The sequence below is a fragment of the Hymenobacter telluris genome (assembly GCF_017313265.1).
Taxonomy (GTDB): Bacteria; Bacteroidota; Bacteroidia; order Cytophagales; family Hymenobacteraceae; genus Hymenobacter; species Hymenobacter telluris.
Genome location: NZ_JAFLQZ010000010.1, coordinates 168,981 through 187,473, shown reverse-complemented (window position 1 = coordinate 187,473; position 18,493 = coordinate 168,981). Strand labels below are relative to the sequence as shown.

16 protein-coding genes are annotated in these 18,493 nt (G+C 59.0%); 4 read left to right on the top strand and 12 right to left on the bottom strand.

What is annotated here, in order from left to right; translation table 11 throughout:
* The first annotated feature begins 89 nt into the window (after positions 1 to 89).
* Positions 90 to 6,395, top strand: coding sequence for an alpha-2-macroglobulin family protein (locus tag J0X19_RS15585; protein ID WP_206985309.1), 6,306 nt, complete (start codon positions 90 to 92; stop codon positions 6,393 to 6,395).
* A 218-nt stretch (positions 6,396 to 6,613) separates the two neighbouring features.
* On the top strand, positions 6,614 to 7,042 hold the full coding sequence (locus J0X19_RS15580) for a hypothetical protein (RefSeq protein WP_206985308.1): 429 nt from the start codon (positions 6,614 to 6,616) through the stop codon (positions 7,040 to 7,042).
* Between the two features lie 223 nt (positions 7,043 to 7,265).
* Here J0X19_RS15580 and J0X19_RS15575 read toward each other — a convergent pair whose 3' ends face one another.
* The 5 genes from J0X19_RS15575 to J0X19_RS15555 all read right to left on the bottom strand — a co-directional run bounded on the left by J0X19_RS15575 (position 7,266) and on the right by J0X19_RS15555 (position 11,000).
* A complete protein-coding gene (locus J0X19_RS15575; RefSeq protein ID WP_206985307.1) occupies positions 7,266 to 8,123 on the bottom strand; it encodes a hypothetical protein in 858 nt (285 codons plus the stop codon).
* A 38-nt stretch (positions 8,124 to 8,161) separates the two neighbouring features.
* Positions 8,162 to 8,488, bottom strand: a complete 327-nt coding sequence (locus J0X19_RS15570) for a 2Fe-2S iron-sulfur cluster-binding protein (RefSeq protein ID WP_206985306.1) — start codon at positions 8,486 to 8,488, stop codon at positions 8,162 to 8,164.
* Positions 8,489 to 8,600: 112 nt separating this feature from the next.
* Positions 8,601 to 9,614 carry an NAD(P)/FAD-dependent oxidoreductase gene (locus J0X19_RS15565; protein WP_206985305.1) on the bottom strand — a complete coding sequence of 338 codons (1,014 nt, stop codon included), beginning with the start codon at positions 9,612 to 9,614 and terminating at the stop codon, positions 8,601 to 8,603.
* A 123-nt stretch (positions 9,615 to 9,737) separates the two neighbouring features.
* Entirely contained in the window at positions 9,738 to 10,157 is a 420-nt protein-coding gene (locus tag J0X19_RS15560; RefSeq protein ID WP_206985304.1) for a hypothetical protein, read from the bottom strand.
* Positions 10,158 to 10,469: 312 nt separating this feature from the next.
* Entirely contained in the window at positions 10,470 to 11,000 is a 531-nt protein-coding gene (locus J0X19_RS15555; RefSeq protein ID WP_206985303.1) for a TetR/AcrR family transcriptional regulator, read from the bottom strand.
* Positions 11,001 to 11,531: 531 nt separating this feature from the next.
* Between J0X19_RS15555 and J0X19_RS15550 the strand changes: the two genes are divergently transcribed.
* Positions 11,532 to 12,083, top strand: a complete 552-nt coding sequence (locus tag J0X19_RS15550; RefSeq protein WP_206985302.1) for an efflux RND transporter periplasmic adaptor subunit — start codon at positions 11,532 to 11,534, stop codon at positions 12,081 to 12,083.
* A gap of 72 nt (positions 12,084 to 12,155) precedes the next feature.
* On the opposite strand, the gene J0X19_RS15545 is transcribed toward J0X19_RS15550, so the two are convergent.
* The gene (locus J0X19_RS15545; RefSeq protein ID WP_206985301.1) at positions 12,156 to 12,887 is read right to left on the bottom strand and encodes a hypothetical protein; all 732 of its coding nucleotides are present in this window, start codon (positions 12,885 to 12,887) and stop codon (positions 12,156 to 12,158) included.
* Positions 12,888 to 13,023: 136 nt separating this feature from the next.
* On the opposite strand from J0X19_RS15545, the gene J0X19_RS15540 reads away from it, so the two are divergent.
* Complete coding sequence (locus J0X19_RS15540) at positions 13,024 to 13,410, top strand: hypothetical protein (protein WP_206985300.1); 387 nt, start codon at positions 13,024 to 13,026, stop codon at positions 13,408 to 13,410.
* Positions 13,411 to 13,502: 92 nt separating this feature from the next.
* On the opposite strand, the gene J0X19_RS15535 is transcribed toward J0X19_RS15540, so the two are convergent.
* The 6 genes from J0X19_RS15535 to J0X19_RS15510 all read right to left on the bottom strand — a co-directional run bounded on the left by J0X19_RS15535 (position 13,503) and on the right by J0X19_RS15510 (position 18,492).
* Positions 13,503 to 14,405, bottom strand: a complete 903-nt coding sequence (locus J0X19_RS15535) for an SDR family oxidoreductase (protein ID WP_206985299.1) — start codon at positions 14,403 to 14,405, stop codon at positions 13,503 to 13,505.
* A gap of 351 nt (positions 14,406 to 14,756) precedes the next feature.
* A complete protein-coding gene (locus J0X19_RS15530) occupies positions 14,757 to 15,686 on the bottom strand; it encodes a helix-turn-helix domain-containing protein (RefSeq protein WP_206985298.1) in 930 nt (309 codons plus the stop codon).
* Between the two features lie 213 nt (positions 15,687 to 15,899).
* Positions 15,900 to 16,580 carry a TlpA family protein disulfide reductase gene (locus J0X19_RS15525; protein ID WP_206985297.1) on the bottom strand — a complete coding sequence of 227 codons (681 nt, stop codon included), beginning with the start codon at positions 16,578 to 16,580 and terminating at the stop codon, positions 15,900 to 15,902.
* A gap of 270 nt (positions 16,581 to 16,850) precedes the next feature.
* Positions 16,851 to 17,387 carry a pyridoxamine 5'-phosphate oxidase family protein gene (locus tag J0X19_RS15520; protein ID WP_206985296.1) on the bottom strand — a complete coding sequence of 179 codons (537 nt, stop codon included), beginning with the start codon at positions 17,385 to 17,387 and terminating at the stop codon, positions 16,851 to 16,853.
* Positions 17,388 to 17,541: 154 nt separating this feature from the next.
* Complete coding sequence (locus J0X19_RS15515; RefSeq protein ID WP_206985295.1) at positions 17,542 to 17,838, bottom strand: GIY-YIG nuclease family protein; 297 nt, start codon at positions 17,836 to 17,838, stop codon at positions 17,542 to 17,544.
* Positions 17,839 to 18,081: 243 nt separating this feature from the next.
* Positions 18,082 to 18,492 carry a DUF3592 domain-containing protein gene (locus tag J0X19_RS15510; protein ID WP_206985294.1) on the bottom strand — a complete coding sequence of 137 codons (411 nt, stop codon included), beginning with the start codon at positions 18,490 to 18,492 and terminating at the stop codon, positions 18,082 to 18,084.
* Position 18,493 lies beyond the last annotated feature (1 nt).

The window sequence follows — 18,493 nt, the reverse complement described above, 5'->3', positions numbered from 1 at the left end:
CGGGAAAAGAAATGTGGCACAGCGTATGGAATTGGCGGAGAAGATGCATCTGAATTGTATCAACTTGCCACCCCATCCGTTTCTGTTGTATGCGTGCATTCCTGTTTAGCTTACTGGCCCTCCTGATGCTGTTTTCCGCTGGCTCCTCGCAACCCACCCCGCCCGGCGACAACCGCAGCAACGCCGCCACCTGGAAGAAAATCGACCAGCTGCTGGCCAAAGATCAAACCACTTCGGCGGCCAGGCTGCTGGAACCCATCTACCAGCAAGCCCGCCAGCAGCAGAATGCGCCCGAGTATCTGCGGGCGTTGCTGTATCAGCTGCGCCTGATGGAAGCCAAGGAACAGGAAGCCGATGTGCAGGCCATTGCGCTGGTAGAGGCCGACTTGAAGGTTGCTAAGTTTCCAGCTAAGCCCATCCTGCACAGTTTGCTGGCCCAGCTCTACGCCAACTACTACAACGAGCACCGCTACGAGCTACACGACCGGACCACCCAGGCCGCACCCGACCCCGCCGACGCCAGCGCCGCCGACCTGCGCACCTGGGACGCCGCCCGCCTCGGCAGTGCCGTTATCAGCCATTACCGCGCCTCCCTCACCGACGAGGACCAGCGTCAGCAGCAGCTTGAATTAGCGGCGCTGGGTTACGCTGTGCGCGGTGGCAATGCCGAAGGCCGCGCCCTGCGCCCCACGCTCTACGACCTGCTGGCCCACCGCGCTATTGATGGCCTCGGCAACGATGAATACTACGTAACCAAGCCCGCCGAGCAGTTCGAGTTGAAAGACGCGGCCCTGTTTGGTGCCGCCTCCGACTTCGCCCGCCTACCCCTGACTGCCCCGAAAGACGACTCGTTGAACGGGCAATTCTGGGCGCTGCAAGCGTTGCAGCAGCTCACCCGCTTCCGTCTCACCGATGCTAAGAACCCAGCGGCGCTGGCCGATGTGGACCTCAAGCGCCTGCGTTTCGTGCACCAGCAAAGCGAGCTACCTGCCAAAGACGAGCTGTACCGCGCCGCCCTGGCGCGTGAGGCCGAAACGTATAAGGCACTGCCCATTTCAACAGAATTTCTGACGGAGCAGGCCAGCAACCTGCAAGAAACCGACCCCTCAAAAGCCCGTGCGCTAGCCTTGGAAGCCGAGAAACGGTTTCCGAAGTCGCGCGGTGCGGCACGAGCCAAGGCGCTGCGGCAAGGTATTGAGCAGGTTGACGTGAGCTTTACCACCGAAGAGGTGGTACTGCCCAACCAGCCGTGGCTGCTGAAGCTGAACGTGCGCAACGCGCCGCGGCTGTACGCTACGGCCTACCGGGTGAGTGCGGCGCAGGCAGTACGGCGCCTGAATCGGGAAGACAACTACGACGAAAGCGCCTTCCAGAAAACCTACGCCCGCGCCCTGACCACCAAGCCTGCCGCCACCTGGACCCTGGACGTACCCAGCCCCGCCGACTATAAAGCCCACACCGTGCAGCAAGCCGGCCCGGCGCTGCCGCTCGGCCATTACCTGGTCGTGCTCAGCACCACCGCCGACAACCCCACGAAAGAACAAGCCGGCGTGATTACTGCCTACGCCCAGTTTGGGGTAAGTGAATTGAGTGCCGTGCAGCGCGGCGCGGCACAACCCGGCGTAGACGTGCTGGCCCTGCACCGGCAAAGCGGGCAGCCCCTGGCCAACGTAGCCGTGCTGCCTTTCTTTCAGTATTACGACCAACCCGCCCGCGCCTATAAGCAGCGCAGGGGAACCTCGACAGCCACCACCGCGGAAGGCGTAGCGCAAATTCCGCTGGGTGTAAAAACCGGCGACAACACCCAACTGCGGGCAATTCTACTAACCAAAGGCCGCGACTCGCTGCTGGTTGCTGCCAATGGCTACTACCCACGCCGCGCCCGCAACCCGGAAGCCGAGCAGCCCCAGCGCCGCACGTTTCTCTACACCGACCGCGCCATTTACCGCCCCGGCCAGACGCTTTATTTCAAAGGTATCCTGACTGAAACCCGCGTCGGTAAGGCCGAACTACTCACGAAACAAGCCGTATCGGTGCGCCTCGTGGATGTGAATGGCCAGACGGTGCAAACCCTGCCCTTCACCACCTCCGACTTCGGTAGCTTCCACGGCTCCATTGTGCTGCCTACTGGTTTGCTGAACGGCGAGATGAGTCTGCAAACCGACAACGGCGGTGTGAGCTTTGCAGTGGAAGACTACAAGCGGCCCACGTTCCAGGTGACGTTTGAGCCGGTGACGGGTACGCCCGTGCTGGGCCAAGAAGTGACTATGCGCGGCAAAGCCACCGCCTACGCCGGCCAACCCATTGATGGGGCCACCGTGCAGTACCGCGTGGTGCGCCGCACCTTCTGGCCATTTTTCGGGCGGGGCTACGGCAGCTATCTGCCCGGTCCGCGCGGCGGCCGGCCGGAAATGGAAATCCTCAACGGCACTGCCCAAACCGATTCGGCGGGCGGCTTCGTGGTGAAGTTCACGGCTAAAGGCGAGGATGCCAGCCAGGCTAAGCGCGGCCCCTGGCAGCCCGGCTACGTGTTTGAGGTAACCGCCGACGTAACCGATGCGGCTGGCGAAACCCGCACCGGCCAGCAGTCCGTCAGCCTCGGCACCAATGCCCTGACGCTACGCCTGGAAGTGCCGGAGCAGTTGAACCGCGAGAAACTATCCGCCCTCAAGCTGCTCAGCACCAACGCCACCGGCGAAGCCCTGCCCGCCCGCGGTACGCTGCGCCTGTACCGCCTTGCGCCGCCCGCCCGCGCCCTGCGCCCCCGCGCCTGGGAGCGGCCGGAAATAGAAGGCTTGAGCCGCGAGGAATTCAAGCGCCGGTTCCCGCTCGATGCCTACGGCCCTGAAGACAACGACAGCACCTGGGCCCGTACCCTCGTGCTCACCCAGGACTTCGACACCGAGAAAACCCCAATATTAGCTGCTCTGCAAGCGCCGCTGGCGCAGCAGCAGCCCGGCCGCTACGTGCTGGAAGCCACGGCCACTACCCCGGCCGCCACGCCCGCCACCAAAACCGAGCAAGCGTTTACGCTCTTCTCCGCTACGGCCACCACGTTGCCGATTCCTACCCCCGACTGGTTTGTGAGCCTTCAGGACAGCATCCTGCCCGGCCAGCCCGCGCGCTTCTTGGTGGGTAGCTCCGAAGCCAGCGCGCGCCTGCTGCTGGAAGTGGAAGCCAAGGGCGAAACCCTACGCCACGAGTGGCTGACGCTGCAAGCCGGCGAACAGCGCGTAGTGGAAATTCCGGTTTCGGCTACGCTGGATGGTGCGCAGCTGTATGCCCACCTCACGCAAGTGCGCGACAACCGCCTCTACACGCACAATGCCACTGTGCAGGTAGCTACGCCCCCCACGCCGCTGGTGCTCAGCGTGGCCACCTTCCGCGACAAGCTGCAACCCGGCCAGAAGGAAACCTGGCGCGTTACCATCCACAACACCACCGGTAAGCCCGCCAACGCCGAGCTGCTGGCCTCACTTTACGATAAGTCGCTGGACGTTTTCCGGCCGCATTCCTTCACAGAGCTGGAGTTTCCGAAACCGTACTATCCGGCCGTGCTGGCGTGGAATGGGCGGTTTGGCACAGGCGAGTCGAGGGTGCTGGTTGATGAATCTTCGACGGGTATTTCCTTGCCGGTGCTTTACCCTTACTTAAATAAGTGGGGTTTTGCCGCAGTGGAAGATGAAGCAGAACTGTCGAACGAAGCGGTGGTAGTTGGTCAAGGCTATGTCGGCCGAACATCTATAACGGGAGCGGTAAGCAGACGAGTTCTGAGCGATACAAATATGGCCGAAGCTGCTCCGCAAATGGCAATGAGTAGTAAGATGGTTCCTCCTCCGCCTCCGGCGCCTGAAGCCCCACCCAGACCCGGCGAAACGGACCAAGTTCTAGATATGGGTGAGTTAGTAGATAAGGTTGGTGCTGACCTCTCCAACGTGCAGGCCCGCAAGGACTTCCGTGAAACGGCCTTTTGGCTGCCTGATTTGCGCACCAATGCCAAAGGCGAAACCGTGCTGGAATTCCAGATGCCCGAAGCCGTGACGCGCTGGCAGCTGCTGGCCCTGGCCCACGACCAGCAGCTGCATACCGGCCTGCTTCAGCGGGAGCTGGTCACGCAAAAGAGCCTGCAAGTCACGCCCAACGCCCCGCGCTTCTTCCGCGAAGGCGACCAGCTACGCCTCACCGCCAAGCTCAGCAACCTCACCGACCAGCCCCTCAGCGGCACCGCCCAACTGTTCCTTATCGACGCCCGTACCCAGCAGCCCCTCGACAGCAAGCTGCTGAAAAGCGCCGCGCAGTTACCGTTCAGCCTGAGCGCCAACCAAAGCAGCGCCCTCGGCTGGGACCTCGCCATTCCCGAAACCGCCGAAGGTGCGGTACCCCTGGAAGCCATAACCTACCGCGTGGTGGCTTCGGGGCAATTAATAATTAACAATGAAGAATTAAGAATTAATAAAAAGGCGCGCAAAAAGGCCAAAAACCAACAACCACAAACCAACAACCAAGCAACTGTCCAGGACGGCGAGGAAAATACGCTGCCGGTGTTGCCGAACCGGATTCTGGTCACCGAAAGCCTGCCGCTCCCTATTGTGGGGCCGGCAACCCGCGAGTTCGAGTTGAGCAAGCTGACCAGCACTACGTCGCCTACGCGCCGCAATTACTCGCTCACGCTGGAGACAACCCAGAACCCCGCGTGGTACGCCGTGCAGGCCCTGCCGTATTTGATGGAGTACCCCTACGAGTGCTCCGAGCAGGTGTTCAGCCGCTTGTATGCCAACTTGCTGGCCGCCAAAATCCTGCAAAGCAACCCGCAGCTCCGTACCACCCTGGAAGAGTGGAAGCGCGCCGCCCAAGCCGGCGACAAGGCCGCACTCAGCAGCAAGCTGGAACAAAACCAGGAACTAAAAAACCTGCTGCTCCAGGAAACGCCGTGGGTGCGCGATGCGCAGAGCGAAACCGAGCGGATGCGCCGCCTGACCGAGCTGTTCGACGCCCCGCGCTTGCAGGCCGAAACTGCCCGCGCCCTCGCCAAACTAGCCAACATGCAGCAGCCCAACGGCGCCTTCCCGTGGTTTGAGCGGATGCCCGATGACCGGTATATCACCCAGCTGATTGTGGCCGGGTTCGGCAAGCTGCAAAAGCTGGGTGCGCTGGATGTCAAGCAAAACGGCCCGGCCCAGGACATCCTGCAAAAGGCGCTGAGTTACCTGGATACCCAGCTCCAGCGCGACTACGACCAGTTGCGCAAGCAGCCCAAAGTCAATCTAAAGGCGCAGCACCTCTCGGATTTGCAGGTGCAGGCGTTATATGCCCGCAGCTTCTGGGTGAATCAGGCCGTTGCTAAGGCCGCCCAGCCGGCGCAGGCGTACTACCAGCAGCAGGCCGCCACGTTCTGGCAAACCCAAACCCGCTACCTGCAAGCTGAAACCGCCCTGGCCCTGCACCGCCAGAAAGCGCAGCCCGCCGCCGTAAAAGACATCCTCACGGCCCTCTCCGAAAACGCCCTGCACAGCCTGGAGCTAGGCATGTACTGGAAGGAGGTGCGCGGTGGCTACTATTGGCGCGAAGCTCCCACCGAAACCCAAGCCACGCTTATCGAGGCTTTCGATGAAGTGCAGAACAACCAGCAGGCCGTGGATGAAATGAAGCTGTGGCTGCTCAAGCAGAAGCAAACCCAGAACTGGGAAAGCACCCGCGCCACCGCCGATGCTTGCTACGCCCTGCTGTTGCGCGGCGCCAACTGGCTGGCGGCCACCAAGCCGCTGCAAGTCACGGTAGGCGGCCAACCCATACCAACTACCAAGCAGCAAGCCGGCACCGGCTACTCTAAAACCACTTGGCCCGCCGCCGACATCAAGCCCGCTCAAGGCAAAGTGACGGTAACCAAAACCGATGCCGGCGTAGCGTGGGGGGCGCTGTATTGGCAGTATTTCGAGCAGCTAGACAAGATTACGCCCGCCGCTACGCCCTTGCAGTTGGAGCGCCAGCTCTACCGCGAAGTGCGTACCACTGGCGGGCCCACGCTGGAGCGCCTCACTGCCACCACACCCCTGCGCGTTGGCGACGTGCTGGTAGTACGCCTCGTGCTTCGCTCAGACCGGGACCTGGAGTACGTGCACCTCAAAGACCAGCGCGCCGCCGGCCTGGAGCTGATTTCTCAAACCTCGGGCTACCAATACCAAGGCGGGCTGGGCTACTACGAGAGTCCGCGCGACGCGGCCACCAACTTCTTCATCAGCTACTTCCCCAAAGGCACCCACACCTTCGAGTACCGCCTGCGGGCCGCGCAGGCTGGTAACTTCTCTGGTGGCCTGAGTCAGTTGCAGTGCCTGTACGCCCCCGAGTTTACGGCGCATTCGGCGGGTGCGCGCCTGCAAATTGCCGGGCAGCCGTAGCTAGCAGCAGGGGAGAGGTAGAGTGGTTGCTGAGGCCAGGGTACTGCTTTGGCGCGCTGGAATTGGAAATAAATGCTGCCTGTGAAAACAAGGCTCTGTGCGTGTGTGCACCCTGTTTTTTCGGGGGTTGGGGTGTGCCTGAAGGTGTAACTTGTTGGGCAGCTTTGGCTTTGCGGGAAGCGGGGGGTATCTTTGCGCCTCCTTAGTAAAAGTTGCACATGAAAATACGACTGATAATAGGGGTGGCCGGTTTGCTGTTGAGTGGTGCGCCGGTACTGGCCCAAGGCGACAAACCGTCGGCTACCATTACGCCTACCAAGCTGCCCGGCGAAGAAAAACTCTCCGACCAGGAGCGCGCCGAACGAGACTTTCTGATGCCCGTGCGCCGCAAGCAGGCCGCGGCCCTCAAGCACGCCGCCCAGGAAGAAGCTGCCGCCACCCAAACGGCTGCCGATATGCTGGCCAGCAGTTCAGAAGCCATTGAAGAACCGAAGGCACCGGAAGTAGAAGCCCCCAAAACCGCCGCCACGCCGCACCGCACCTACCACCGTTCTTCCTCGCGTCGCCGGAGCACCGCTACCCGTAAAAAAACGGTGCACAAGTCCACGAGCACCAAGCGCAAAACTACCAGTTCGCGCCGCCGCTAACAACAGCCGTAAAAACAGCAGAGGCAAGCCGCAACGGCTTGCCTCTGCTGTTTTTGGGTTGTGCCTTTTTAGAAGCTGTTTTAAGTTACCTGTTGAACGATGTAGAGACGCATACTTGCGTCTCGTCGCTTGTGCCGTACAACCAAATTGCGTTCAACGACGAGACGCAAGTATGCGTCTCTACACCGTCCTGGCGACCTTTTCGGCTAACTTAAACAGCTTCTTAGTTGATGGGCGAGTCATCGTTGGCATCTTCCGCGTCGTCAAGGCTGTAGCGCGGGGTCGGGTGCTTGTTGCGGGCAGTAGCAATGGCTCCCAACCGCAGCCCGTAGCCCAGCTGCACCGACCCATACGACCCGTAAGAACTCACCACAAAGCTGCCCTGCTGCACCGCGCCAGCGGCATCCAGGTAGTCCACTTGCGTGGAGCGTACCTCGCCCAGCTGCCGCAGTCCGCGCTGGTAGGTGGCCGTAAGCAGCAGGGTGTTGCGCAGGCCCCACTCATACCGAAGCACTGTTTCCGCGCCTATCATGGGCGTTCCTTTCCGGTTTATTGTGTTGACGCGGACCACTGGGTTATTGTCAGTGGGCTGACTTGCCGCATCAAAAAACAGGATGCTTTCCTCCTGCCAACTGCCCCTGGAGGCCCAGCCGTACGAGCCCGTTAGAGCTACGTCCAGGCCCCAGCGCGGCCCCGGCTGCCAGATGTCGTAGAGGCGCAGGCTAAGGCCGGACTGATGCACGGTTCCCGTCAAAATTCCGGTGGAGCGTCGGGAGTTGGCTACGCGGTACATAAATCCTTGGCTGAGGCCCGTTGCGCGTTGCTCTATTCCCAGCCCTAGCTTGTTGGTGAGAGGCAACGTGAGGCGCAGGGTAGCCGCCGTGTTGAAACCGCCAGGAGTGCGGAAAGCGCGCGGCAGATTGTTCCGCCTGATGGCAGGCTGGGTTAATGATACGCCGCCGCTAAGCTGCACTTCCACCTCCCGCTGTGCCCACACCGGCCCTGCCCCGCCGAGAAACAAAAAACCGCAGCCTAACAGACTGCGGTAAAACAAGCAACGACGAAAAGTAGATGTTCGCATAGCTTGTTGAACGGCTACCAAAGCCGCAAATTGTACTACTACGAATCCTGCGGCATCAACCGGAGCACCAAACCGTCAATAGCATCAGCAATGCGGATCTGGCAGGAAAGGCGGCTGCCTTCGCGCAGTACGGGCAGGCTTTCCAGCATGGCCATTTCGTCGTCGCCGGGCTCATCAAGGGTGGGGCCGCCCAGCACCTCAATGTGGCAAGTGCCGCACAGCGCCATGCCGCCACAGGTAGCCTGAATGTCGTAGCCGCTGGCTTTGAGCAGCTCCATTAGGTTCAGGCCCATATCGGTGGGGCCCACCACCTCCGTGCGTTGGCCGTCGGCCTCCTCCACGTACACGCGTACTTCGTCGGTCATAGATTAAGTGGTGAAATGGTGAAGTGGTGAAATAGTGAGTTTGACGTTATATCGGCGCGAACTTGCGCAAGTTGAACATCAAACTCACCATCTCACCACTTCACCATTTCACCTATAAAGTGGGTACTCCGTTTACGGTGGTGTACTTGAGCACGTACTTTTTGTCGGGGTTGATGTACTTGAAGGCGCCTTGGCACATGAGGGCGGCTTCGTGGAAGCCGCACAGAATGAGCTTCAGCTTGCCGGGGTACGTGTTGATGTCGCCAATGGCGAAGATGCCGGGTACCGACGACGAGTAGTCCACGGTGTTCACCTTCACGGCATTGTCCTCGATTTCCAGACCCCACTCGCCAATCGGGCCGAGCTTGGGCGTGAGGCCGAACAGCGGAATAAACGAATCCACCTCCAGGCTTTCGGTGGTGCCGTCGTTGGCGGTGATGGTTACGGCGTTGAGCTTGCCGTTGCCGTGCACGTGCGTGACGTTGCTGCTCAGCACCAGGCGGGCCCGGCCGGCTTCATGCAGGCTCTTCACTTTCTCGGCCGAATCGGCGGCGCCGCGGAAGGTGGTGCCGCGGTGCACGAGCGTTACCTCCTTGGCTACGTCGGCCAGGAAGATGGTCCAGTCCAAAGCCGAGTCGCCGCCGCCGGCAATAACCAGGCGCTGGTCACGGAAGGCTTCGGGGTCGCGCACCATGTAGTGCACGCCTTTGCCGCCCTCAAAGGTTTCGAGGCTCTCGATGGCCGGTTTGCGCGGCTCGAACGAGCCCAGGCCACCGGCAATGGCAATGGCTTTGCAGTGAATCTGGGTGCCATCAACGGTGGTAACGATGAACGAGCCGTCGTCCTGCTTCTCGTAGTTTTCCACCCGCTCGCCCAGCGTGAAGGTGGGGTGGAACGGCTCAATCTGGCGCATCAGGTTGCTCACCAGGTCGCCGGCCAGAATGTCGGGGAAGCCCGGAATATCGTAGATTGGCTTCTTGGGGTAGATTTCGGAGAGCTGGCCGCCCACCTGGGGCAGGGCATCCACTACGTGGCAGCGCAACTTCAACAGGCCGGCTTCAAACACGGCAAACAGCCCTACGGGGCCGGCTCCGATAATGCAGATATCGGTGGAAATAGAATTCATCGGCGAAAGGTGAGAACAAACAAACGGTAGCCAGGGCCCCGTACCTAACAGCCGACGCGTCCAAAACGTTGGGTGTGACGGCTATTATTGCCACAAAGATAGGCACGCCATGCCAACCCTGCATCAGCCTTCGGCCTCAGGATTCAGCTCTATTTGAAAACTGTCTAAAAAAGCTTCGGCTTCTTCGCGGCTCGTGAATTGGCGGGCGGGTACGTGCGTTTGGGCGCGCACCGCCTGGCTGATTTGGTACATGGTGTGAGACAACGGATGGACTTCGGCCATCATGCCAATACCGGCTTGCATCATTAGCGTATGCGAGGCCAGAAACACAGGCAACAAATGCAGATTGGGGCCCAATGTGCGGCGCAAATCAGCCAGTACCGTAAAGCCAGGCCGCAGCAAAGTTAAAGCGCGTTGCAAGTCGGGGAGGTAGTGCGGCAATTCGGTGGCAATGGTCAGTTCCTCGAATCGTTCATATATCATCCGGTTGCGGGCTTCATCAACTCGGACGTGATACTCAGGACGATAGGCAACTAGCTGCATAAAGCTAAGGCAATAGGGAATAGCAGTGAGATTGGTCTAGAACAGGAAATTGTAAAAATAATTCATTGAATAAGCCATAAAATAGCGAACCTGCAAAAGACCAGCCTGTTATAGAAGGAATTCTGTAAAGCATCAGTACGGCCCAGTCCGCTTCAATGATGCAGGCAGACCGTGCCGTTTTTCGCTTTCGCCGCAACCAGTAACACCCACCTTGGTACCCAAAGCAATGAGTGGAGTACCGAGGTGGGTGTTACTGGTCAAGTAGCTCATCAAGGCAGCGGTAGTTAACTGCACCAGCTGGCAGGCCCTAGCCTAATCCTGCGGCCTGTACTTGGTTTTGATGAATTCCAGCATTTCTGGAATGTCGCCGTGGTCTTGCGTGGCGAGGCTTTTCCAGAGCACTTCCACCAGCAGCATCAGCAGCCGGGCCTCCTTGTCGGGCTCGGCGTAGCCTAATTGCTTGAAGGCTTTGGCCAGCAAGCCGGGCAGCGGCTGCAAAAACCGCTCGTGCTGGGTGCGGGCCACCGCCACGTCTACCAAACGATTCTGAAGCTTCCAGAACGCCGGCTCTTCCTGCACGAGGGTGTAGGGCAGGTCAATGATTTTATAAATCAACTCTAGGGGCGCATTTTCGGGGAGCCGGCCGCGGCCCTGTTCGATGATGCGCTTGTAGCCGTGCCGAATGATGTAGTCGAGGAGCAGGTCTTTGTTGCCGAAGTGCTTGAAAATGAGGGCTTCGGAAACTTCTGCTTCCTTCGCAATCAGGGCCGTTGAGGTGTTCTCGTATCCTCGTTCCGCGAACAGCTGCAAGGCCGACTGAGCAATAAGTTGTTTGCGGTTCATGAGCTAAAGATAAAGTACAACAGGTGGATGTTGCACGCATACCCTACAACCTGCCAGTGAGGTAGGGCGGCGGCAGTGCAATGAGGTGGAAAAGAACTTCCGGGGAAACTATACGCGCATGCAGTGCGAATGGCGGCGTGATACCCGAACAGACAAGCCCCAAAGTAACCTGAAATGTTTGAAAAATCAGCGTCCCGGCGGTTTTTGCCTTGGTCGGTTGCCTGGCAGGCACTAAGCCAGAGCAGGCTAAGGCGCCGGGGTTTGCTACAAGCTGGGCTGTAGCCTACGCACGAACCAGCCGAAGCCACCTACCTTTGCCGGCCGCTACGGCTACCAGCAAGCTTTCTTGATTTAGCTGGCTGCTCTGGACTTGTAGCAAAGGCTTGGCTTGGGCGCTTCCAGCTAAGTTTAAAAAAGGTATGAATAGCTAAGGTTTAGACGAAAGTTATACGTCTGCGCTGAGGAAACACAGGCTTTTCTTGAAAAGCAGAGTGCCTGTAGTGTCTGCTCTGTTTTGTGTATCTGCGAGTTATGAAAAGGAAGAGTGTGCTGTGGCTTGCCGCAGTGAGTGGCGGAATAGTGTTGGTGCTGGGCGCCTTGTGGTTGCGGCCTTGGCCGCTGGCCACCACAGAAACCACCGTTACGTCGGCGTTAGTTGCCGGGCCGTTGCGCCATTTGCCGGCTACCAGCGCCGGGCGGGTATGGGAAATGTACGTGCAGACCGGCAGCGTAGTGAAGCGCGGCCAACTGCTGGCCAAAGTGGCGGTACCGCTGCACACCGTTAGCCAGCAACAAGCCGAAGTTGAATTGCGCCAAGCACTGCACCTGCAAGAGCAGTTAAATAATGCCGCGCCGTACGAGAAAACAGAGGTGGCCATTGCGCAAACACGCCAGCGGATAGCCGCCATTCGCCAGCGCTTGGCCGCCATGCCTCGGCAGTTGACTTTCGTGTATGTGCAGGCCCCGGCCAATGGTACGGTGGTGCGGCTACCAGTGAATACAGGCACGTACGTTGCCGATTCCACCACGCTTATCAGCCTCGGGGTTACGCCTCCACCAACCGAGGGAGTGGCCCAGAATTAGCCGGCTTAATTTGCTGCAATGGGCGCACACCGTCAGCCGAATTGCGCAGCACCTGCGCGCCGATGGTAGCAGCTATTTAGCTGCGAAGCCGCGCTCCGTGAGGCGAACTTTGGTAAGGTCGAAGCCAAACTGGTTGCTGAACTGGCGGGCAATATTGGCGCGGAAAGTGGCGGTCTGCCCGTTTTGGCGGCTTTGCTGCCAGCCGGTAGCCAAAATAACGGTCTGGAGCTTGAGTTCCTCGCCCACTTGCGCGAGGGTGGCAGGGTTGCGGGCCGCGGGGTTGCGGCTGAGGATGTCGGCCACCTGATTGCGCAGGCCACGGTCCATGGCGGGGGTGATAAGGGCTTCGTTCTGCACGTTGTTGACGACGGCGTAGGCGACTTCCATGTACGAGGCCAGGGCGCTGGCCGCGTCGTTTTCCTGGAAGCCAGAACCTTTCAGGCCGGCCGAATACAGTTGGCCGTAATCAGCTTTGCCGGGGCCATAGGCAGCTTGCAGGTACTGCGCCTGAGCCGGCTTGCTTTGCTGAAGCTGCTGAGCCAGGTTGCGCACAGTTTGTTGGCGTAGGGCGGGCGTAGACGTGTAGGTGAGGCGGGTGGCCGGGCTTTTGGTGGCGCTGGTGGTTTCCTTGAGCTTGATGCCTTTGCGGGCCGCGTCGCGCTCCGCCTGGGCATACATGGTGGAGGAAAGCACCAGGCCCTGGCCGAGCATGACGGGGTCGAGGGCGGGGCTGAGGTCTTGGGCGGCGGCGGGGCGGGTGCAAAGCAGCAAGCCAAAGGCGGCCCCGAGAAGCTGGTTTTTCATACGCTATAGAAATAGAGATGAGGCCAGTGCAGCAGACAGATGGCCGGATGATAAAAAAGAATTCCTCTCAACGAAACCGGCGCTGTGGAGGTTAGCAGCCTCAGTTGGCGAAGGGCACAGCCTAACTCACCCCAGCTTGCTGGGCTGCCTTGCCGTTGCAGAAGCCATGCAGGAAGAAAACAAATTCAGCCGCCAGGTCCTCAGTGGCATGGGTGCCACTGAGGACCTGGCGGCGGTGGGGCCCGTGTTGTCTGCCGAGGCCGCCAGCCTTGCCGCTGCTCGAGAGCCTGGCCCCGGTACCTGGTGGCCGACCGAGGCAGGTTACAACTCTGACCTGTTGGGGGCCGTGCTGGCTGCCCGCGGCGTTTGCGCCGTGATTCCGCCCCGGCGCAAACGCCGCCAGCCGCGCCCCTACTACGCGGCACGTCACGCCCAGCGCCGCCCCGTCGAGCGGCTGTTCCGCCGCCTCAAGCAGTTCGCCGCGTGGCCACGCGCTACTACAAGTTGGAGGCCCATTTTTTAGCCTTTATGCAGCCAGCAGCAACCGTTCTCTGGCTGCGTGACTGTTAATGACTCCCAGGCAGTCGAGTGCTGATGTACTGACTTAGAGACTGTTTATATTGTGTGGGCAGTGAAGTAGTGCCCTTGCTCTAAGTCGGGGAAGAGGGCAGGATGGCTGGGGTGCCAGCTCAGGCGCTGCTGCGTAAGAGAGCTGGAAGCGGCTAGGTCGAGGCCCGCGAAGCCTGCCATCCAGCCGAAATGCGCGGGGGCTTCCTCTTGGGTTACACTTGCCACTGGCACGTTTAGGTGGCGCCCAATTACGGCAGCAATGTCGCGCATCGGAATACCCGCGTCGGCCACGCCGTGGTAGCGGGCGCCTGCCGTGCCGTTTTCCAGAGCCAGTCGGTAGAGGTGGGCCGCATCAAGGCGGTGCACGGCGGGCCAGCGGTTGCTACCGTCGCCGATATAGGCAGCCACCCCTTTCTGGCGCGCAATGGCAATGAGCGTGGGCACGAAGCCGTGGTCACCTTTGTCGTGCACCGAGGCAGCCAGGCGCATAACCATGGCGCGCACGCCCTGCGGTACCAGTGCCAGCGCTGCCCCTTCTGAGTGGCGCATGGCGGGCAGGTTAGGGTCGAGAGTGTCTTCCTCCGTCATGAAGTCGCCTTGTCTGGTTAGGCCAGCGAAGCCCGAAGTGACAATGAAAGGACGGTCGGAACCGGCCAGGGCAGCTCCTACGGCCTCCACCGCGCGGCGGTCGGCTTCGGCGGCGGCGGCGTACTGCGTGAAATCGTGAATAAACGCGCAGTGGATAACCCCATCGGAAGCAGCGGCACCACGCCGCAGGCTGTCAAGGTCATCGAGGGAGCCGCGGTGCACCTCGGCTCCGGCAGCGGTTAGCGTTTGGGCAGCTGCTTCGGAGCGGGCAAGGCCGAGCACGTGGTGGCCTGCTCCCAGTAGTTCCTGAACAATGGCTGAGCCCACAAAGCCTGTAGCGCCGGTAACGAAAATTCGCATGTGTTTGGGTATTGAGTGGTGTGGTTGGAAACAACTCCACAAAGGTGCCTCGGGCCAGACGTACCCCGTTTGCGCCAGCCAAACCATCTGCTGAACAATTCAAACAATGCGTAAGGGTCTTTAAAACAGACCAGTCATTACAACTAGAAGCTAGTTCCCCTCCTCAGATGAGGAGGGGCTAGGGGTGGTTGACCAATCGTTGAACGGCAACTAGTTTTAGTTTCTAGCTCTAACTTTTCAACCACCCCTAACCCCTCCTCATCTGAGGAGGGGAACTAGCTTCTAGTTGTAATGACTGGCGGCACTTATAGTATGCAGGCGAGCTACAGAGCGGCTAGTCTTCTTACTGGTTCACCCCCGAAAATCACCTGGGGTGAGGGTGGTTTGGCGCTTGAAAAAGTTGCAGAAGTGGGCCACGTCGGCAAAGCCCAGGCTGTCGGCTATTTCCGAGACAGTCCAGGTGGTTTGCTTGAGGAGCAGCTTGGCTTCCAGGGCCATGCGGCCGCCAATAAGCTCGGTGGTGGTGTGGCCGGTGGTTTCTTTCAGCACCCGGTTGAGGTGGTTAACGTGTACGGCCAGCTGGTCGGCGTAGTCTTTGGCGGTACGCAGGCGCAGTTGTTGCTGCGAGGTAGCCAGCGGGAATTGTCGTTCCAGTAGCTCGCCAAACAGGGCCGTTACCCGGGCCGAAGCGTTGTGCGCGGGTGCCTCAGCCGGAACGGGCTGCAACTTCTGCCCCCAGTGAATCAGCTCCCAAAGGTAAATGCGCAGCAGGTCGTACTTGTAAGCGTAGGTGGAGGTAATTTCCTGGGCCATTTTCTTGAAAATAGCCTCAATAGCCGAGTAATCCTCGGTGCTGACTTCCAGTATCGGAAAGCTGCCCGGCTGAAAAATAGGGAGTTCTTCGAGCGTCACGCTGCTGCGAGAGGGGAGCATGAAGTCCTCGGTGAAGAGGCAGAAGTAGCCGGTCTGGTTCAAGTCGTGGGGGAGCCAGCGGTAGGGCACTCGGGAAGTGGCAAACCACAGGGCTTGGTGCTTCACTTCCACCACTTTATCGGCGTATTCTGTTTGGCTGCGCCCGTTCATCAAGCACAGTTTGTAGTAATCCTGCCGCTGAAAGGACATGGCGGGCCGGTTGGGGTAGCTGCGCATCAAATCCTCCATGGTGAAGATATTGAAATGGCCTACTTCGCGCGGCTTGCTTATCGTCGGTTCCGTATTAGAAGCCGCCGCCGCCATCGTCGGAAACTTCGCGTAAAATTCTTCGAGCCGAGTGGATTTCATAACAGGAAGCTGTAAAAATCAAATATAGCTTCCTTTTCTTCGATGCCATATAAACTACGGAATCGTGAGCGAAACTCGCTCACGAACGAAGACATAAGCGGCTACGCATAGCAGTATTTCCAGAATAGTGGAGCAGAGTAGCCTGGGCGGGTTCTCGCACAGCATGGTGCCAGGTGCCACGTAACAGCCAAGGCCACCAGTGTGCAGCGGAAACTACGGTTGTAGCCCCCGCCGGATGGCTTCTTCCAGCCGAACCGTATTGTCGGTGTACTCCTGGTCGTAGATGTATTGGCCCTGCTTGTTGAGCACGATGGTAGTGGGGTAGCCCGCAATGGCAAACTGCTGCGCAAAACTTTTGGCTTCCGGAACAACCGCAAACCCAAAGTCGCCGCGCTGCTCCAAAAACTTCTTCAGCCGTTCGGGCTTGTCGAGCGCGAAAGAGAGGAACACCACGCTGTCCTGGGGCTGGTAGGAAGTGACTACGCGTTTCAGGTTGGGCATTTCCTCAAGGCAGTAGGGACAGTTGACAAACCAGAAATTGAGCACCACCACTTTGCCGCGCAAGGTTTCCAGGGTAAGCGTGCGGCCCTGCAAATCGGTGGCAGTGAAACTAGGTGCCGCAGTGTTGAAGGCGCGCAGCGGGGTAAGGGCCTTCAGGCGCACCGCATCGGGCGTGTCGGCCGGCTGCAGGGACAGGGAGACGAACGACTTGCCTTCGGCCTGCGGATTGTACACCTTGAATTGGCCGGTGCGCAGCTTGGCTTTGTATTCGTCCTTGGATAGCACCCGGCCATCGACGTCGGTAAAAACCGTCTTGCGGTTAATACTAGCCCGTTGGGCGGTGGCCGTAAGCGTAAGCAGGCCTAGGGCCGAAGCAAGAAGGAACGGGCGCATCACGGAGCAGTATATAGTTGACACTAAGAGGCTAACAGCCGCTAAGTAACCTACTTTTATTTGTTAAGCTACCTAGGCTGTGTGGACAGCAAATAAAAAGAATGTCATGCTGAGCTTGTCGAAGCATGACGTTCCATGAGCAGCAAACTCCTTTTTCTCAATTGCTGTCCACGCGGCTTAGGTAGGCTACTCTATTTTAACGCTTCCTGCTTAGCTCCTAGGAGTATAGCACAGCAGGGGTAGGGGGGCTATGTATCGGTGCGGCCTAGCTTAGATACCGGTGGGCTTACCATCAATACTTTGAGCGTTGCGGGTGTGCCAGTACTGCTCCACCTGCTCGGGGCCGCGCTGTGCCATGTAGTCGTTTAGCTCGTCGCGCTCGGCCCGGTACTCGAAGAATGGCACGGCCATACCGCAGGAAGTTTGCACCAAATCCACGTCAACCACCACTACCTGCCGGGAGCCGGGCAGAGAAGGAAATAGTGGCAGCAACTCGGCCCATTCCGGGTCGCGCGGGTGGTACACGGTGGCGGTGCCGTAGAGGCGCAGGATATTGGGCTTGCCCTCGAAGGCGCACCACATCAGCGTAATGCGGTTTACCTCCAGCAGGTGGGCGGCGGTTTCGTTGCCGCTGCCGGTCAGGTTCAGCCAGGCCACGCGGTTGGCGTCGAGCACGCGCAGGGTATCCTGGCCCTTGGGCGAGATATTGACGCGCCCATCCGCGGCAGCCGTGCCCACGAAGAAGATGTGCTGCTGCTCGATAAACCCTTGAATGTCGGAGCTGATGGCGGGGTATTGCTTGCCCATTTAGGAAGAGGGTTTTGGCCAGATGAGCAAGGTAGGGTGGTTGGGGCCAATGGCAAGGGCGTGGCCGGCAAAGGTGACGCTTGGTTGAGCATCCCATGGAGGCTGGCCGGTAGCGGAGGTTATTGGAAGTCTTCCTTCAGATGGTTGGTAGCTATTACAAGTCGTCTGACCAAGTAGCGGGGTCGATAGTAGTCCAAGTAGGATTGAAGACAGCTATCAGTGCTTCTTTTTTTGCTCGGGTCCAACCTTTTAGCTGCTTTTCGCGGGCTATAGCTTGTATGGGGGCAGAGCATAATTCGAAATAGATCAGTAGATTGGTTTGATAGAGGCCTGTGAATTTGCCTGCATCACCCAGACCATTGCTATGCTCGTACAGGCGTCGTTGCAAATCGTTAGCAATGCCGATGTAGAGTACGGTATGCGCCGGATTGATAAGGATATAGACGTACATAGGGTAATAATTAATGAGTTGATAATTGAACGTCATGCTGAGCTTGCCGAAGCATCTCGCGTGCTGACGTAGGAGTACTAACTCAACCTCAGCACGCGAGATGCTTCGGCAAGCTCAGCATGACGTTCTTTTGTAGGGAGTTACTCCCGCTCAAGCCGTCGGCAATATTTTCCAGCCTATACAGCACTACAGGATCTAGGTGGGGATGGCGTGGCGGAGGTTGTTAAAGGGAGCTAGGATTATTTATGAACTATAATACTTCATAATTCCATAGGTAATGAGGCCTATGCCGACCAGGAAAAACAGCCAAAGGAACAGACCAGAATTTTCGGATGTAATAATAAAGCAAGTGGGGTCGGCTGGGTCGAACCGCAATTGAACAGAGTCACCTTCCGCGAAGCTAGCCGGATTAGTGCCTACATCATAGCGGGCTGTTATGCATTCCTGCTCTGGCGTCAGGAAGCGGACTACCGGATAATAAGTAGGCCTTCGGTAGCCTTCCTGCTCTAGCCTGATAACCACGCCTTCGGTGGCAATACCAGTTCGATATAGCCTAGCTCTTTGCTGAAGCTTGAATAGAGCAATAATCAAAAGACCTAAGCCTGTAATTACTAGTGTAATGAACTCCTTGTCGGCATCATTTAGTCCGAACATA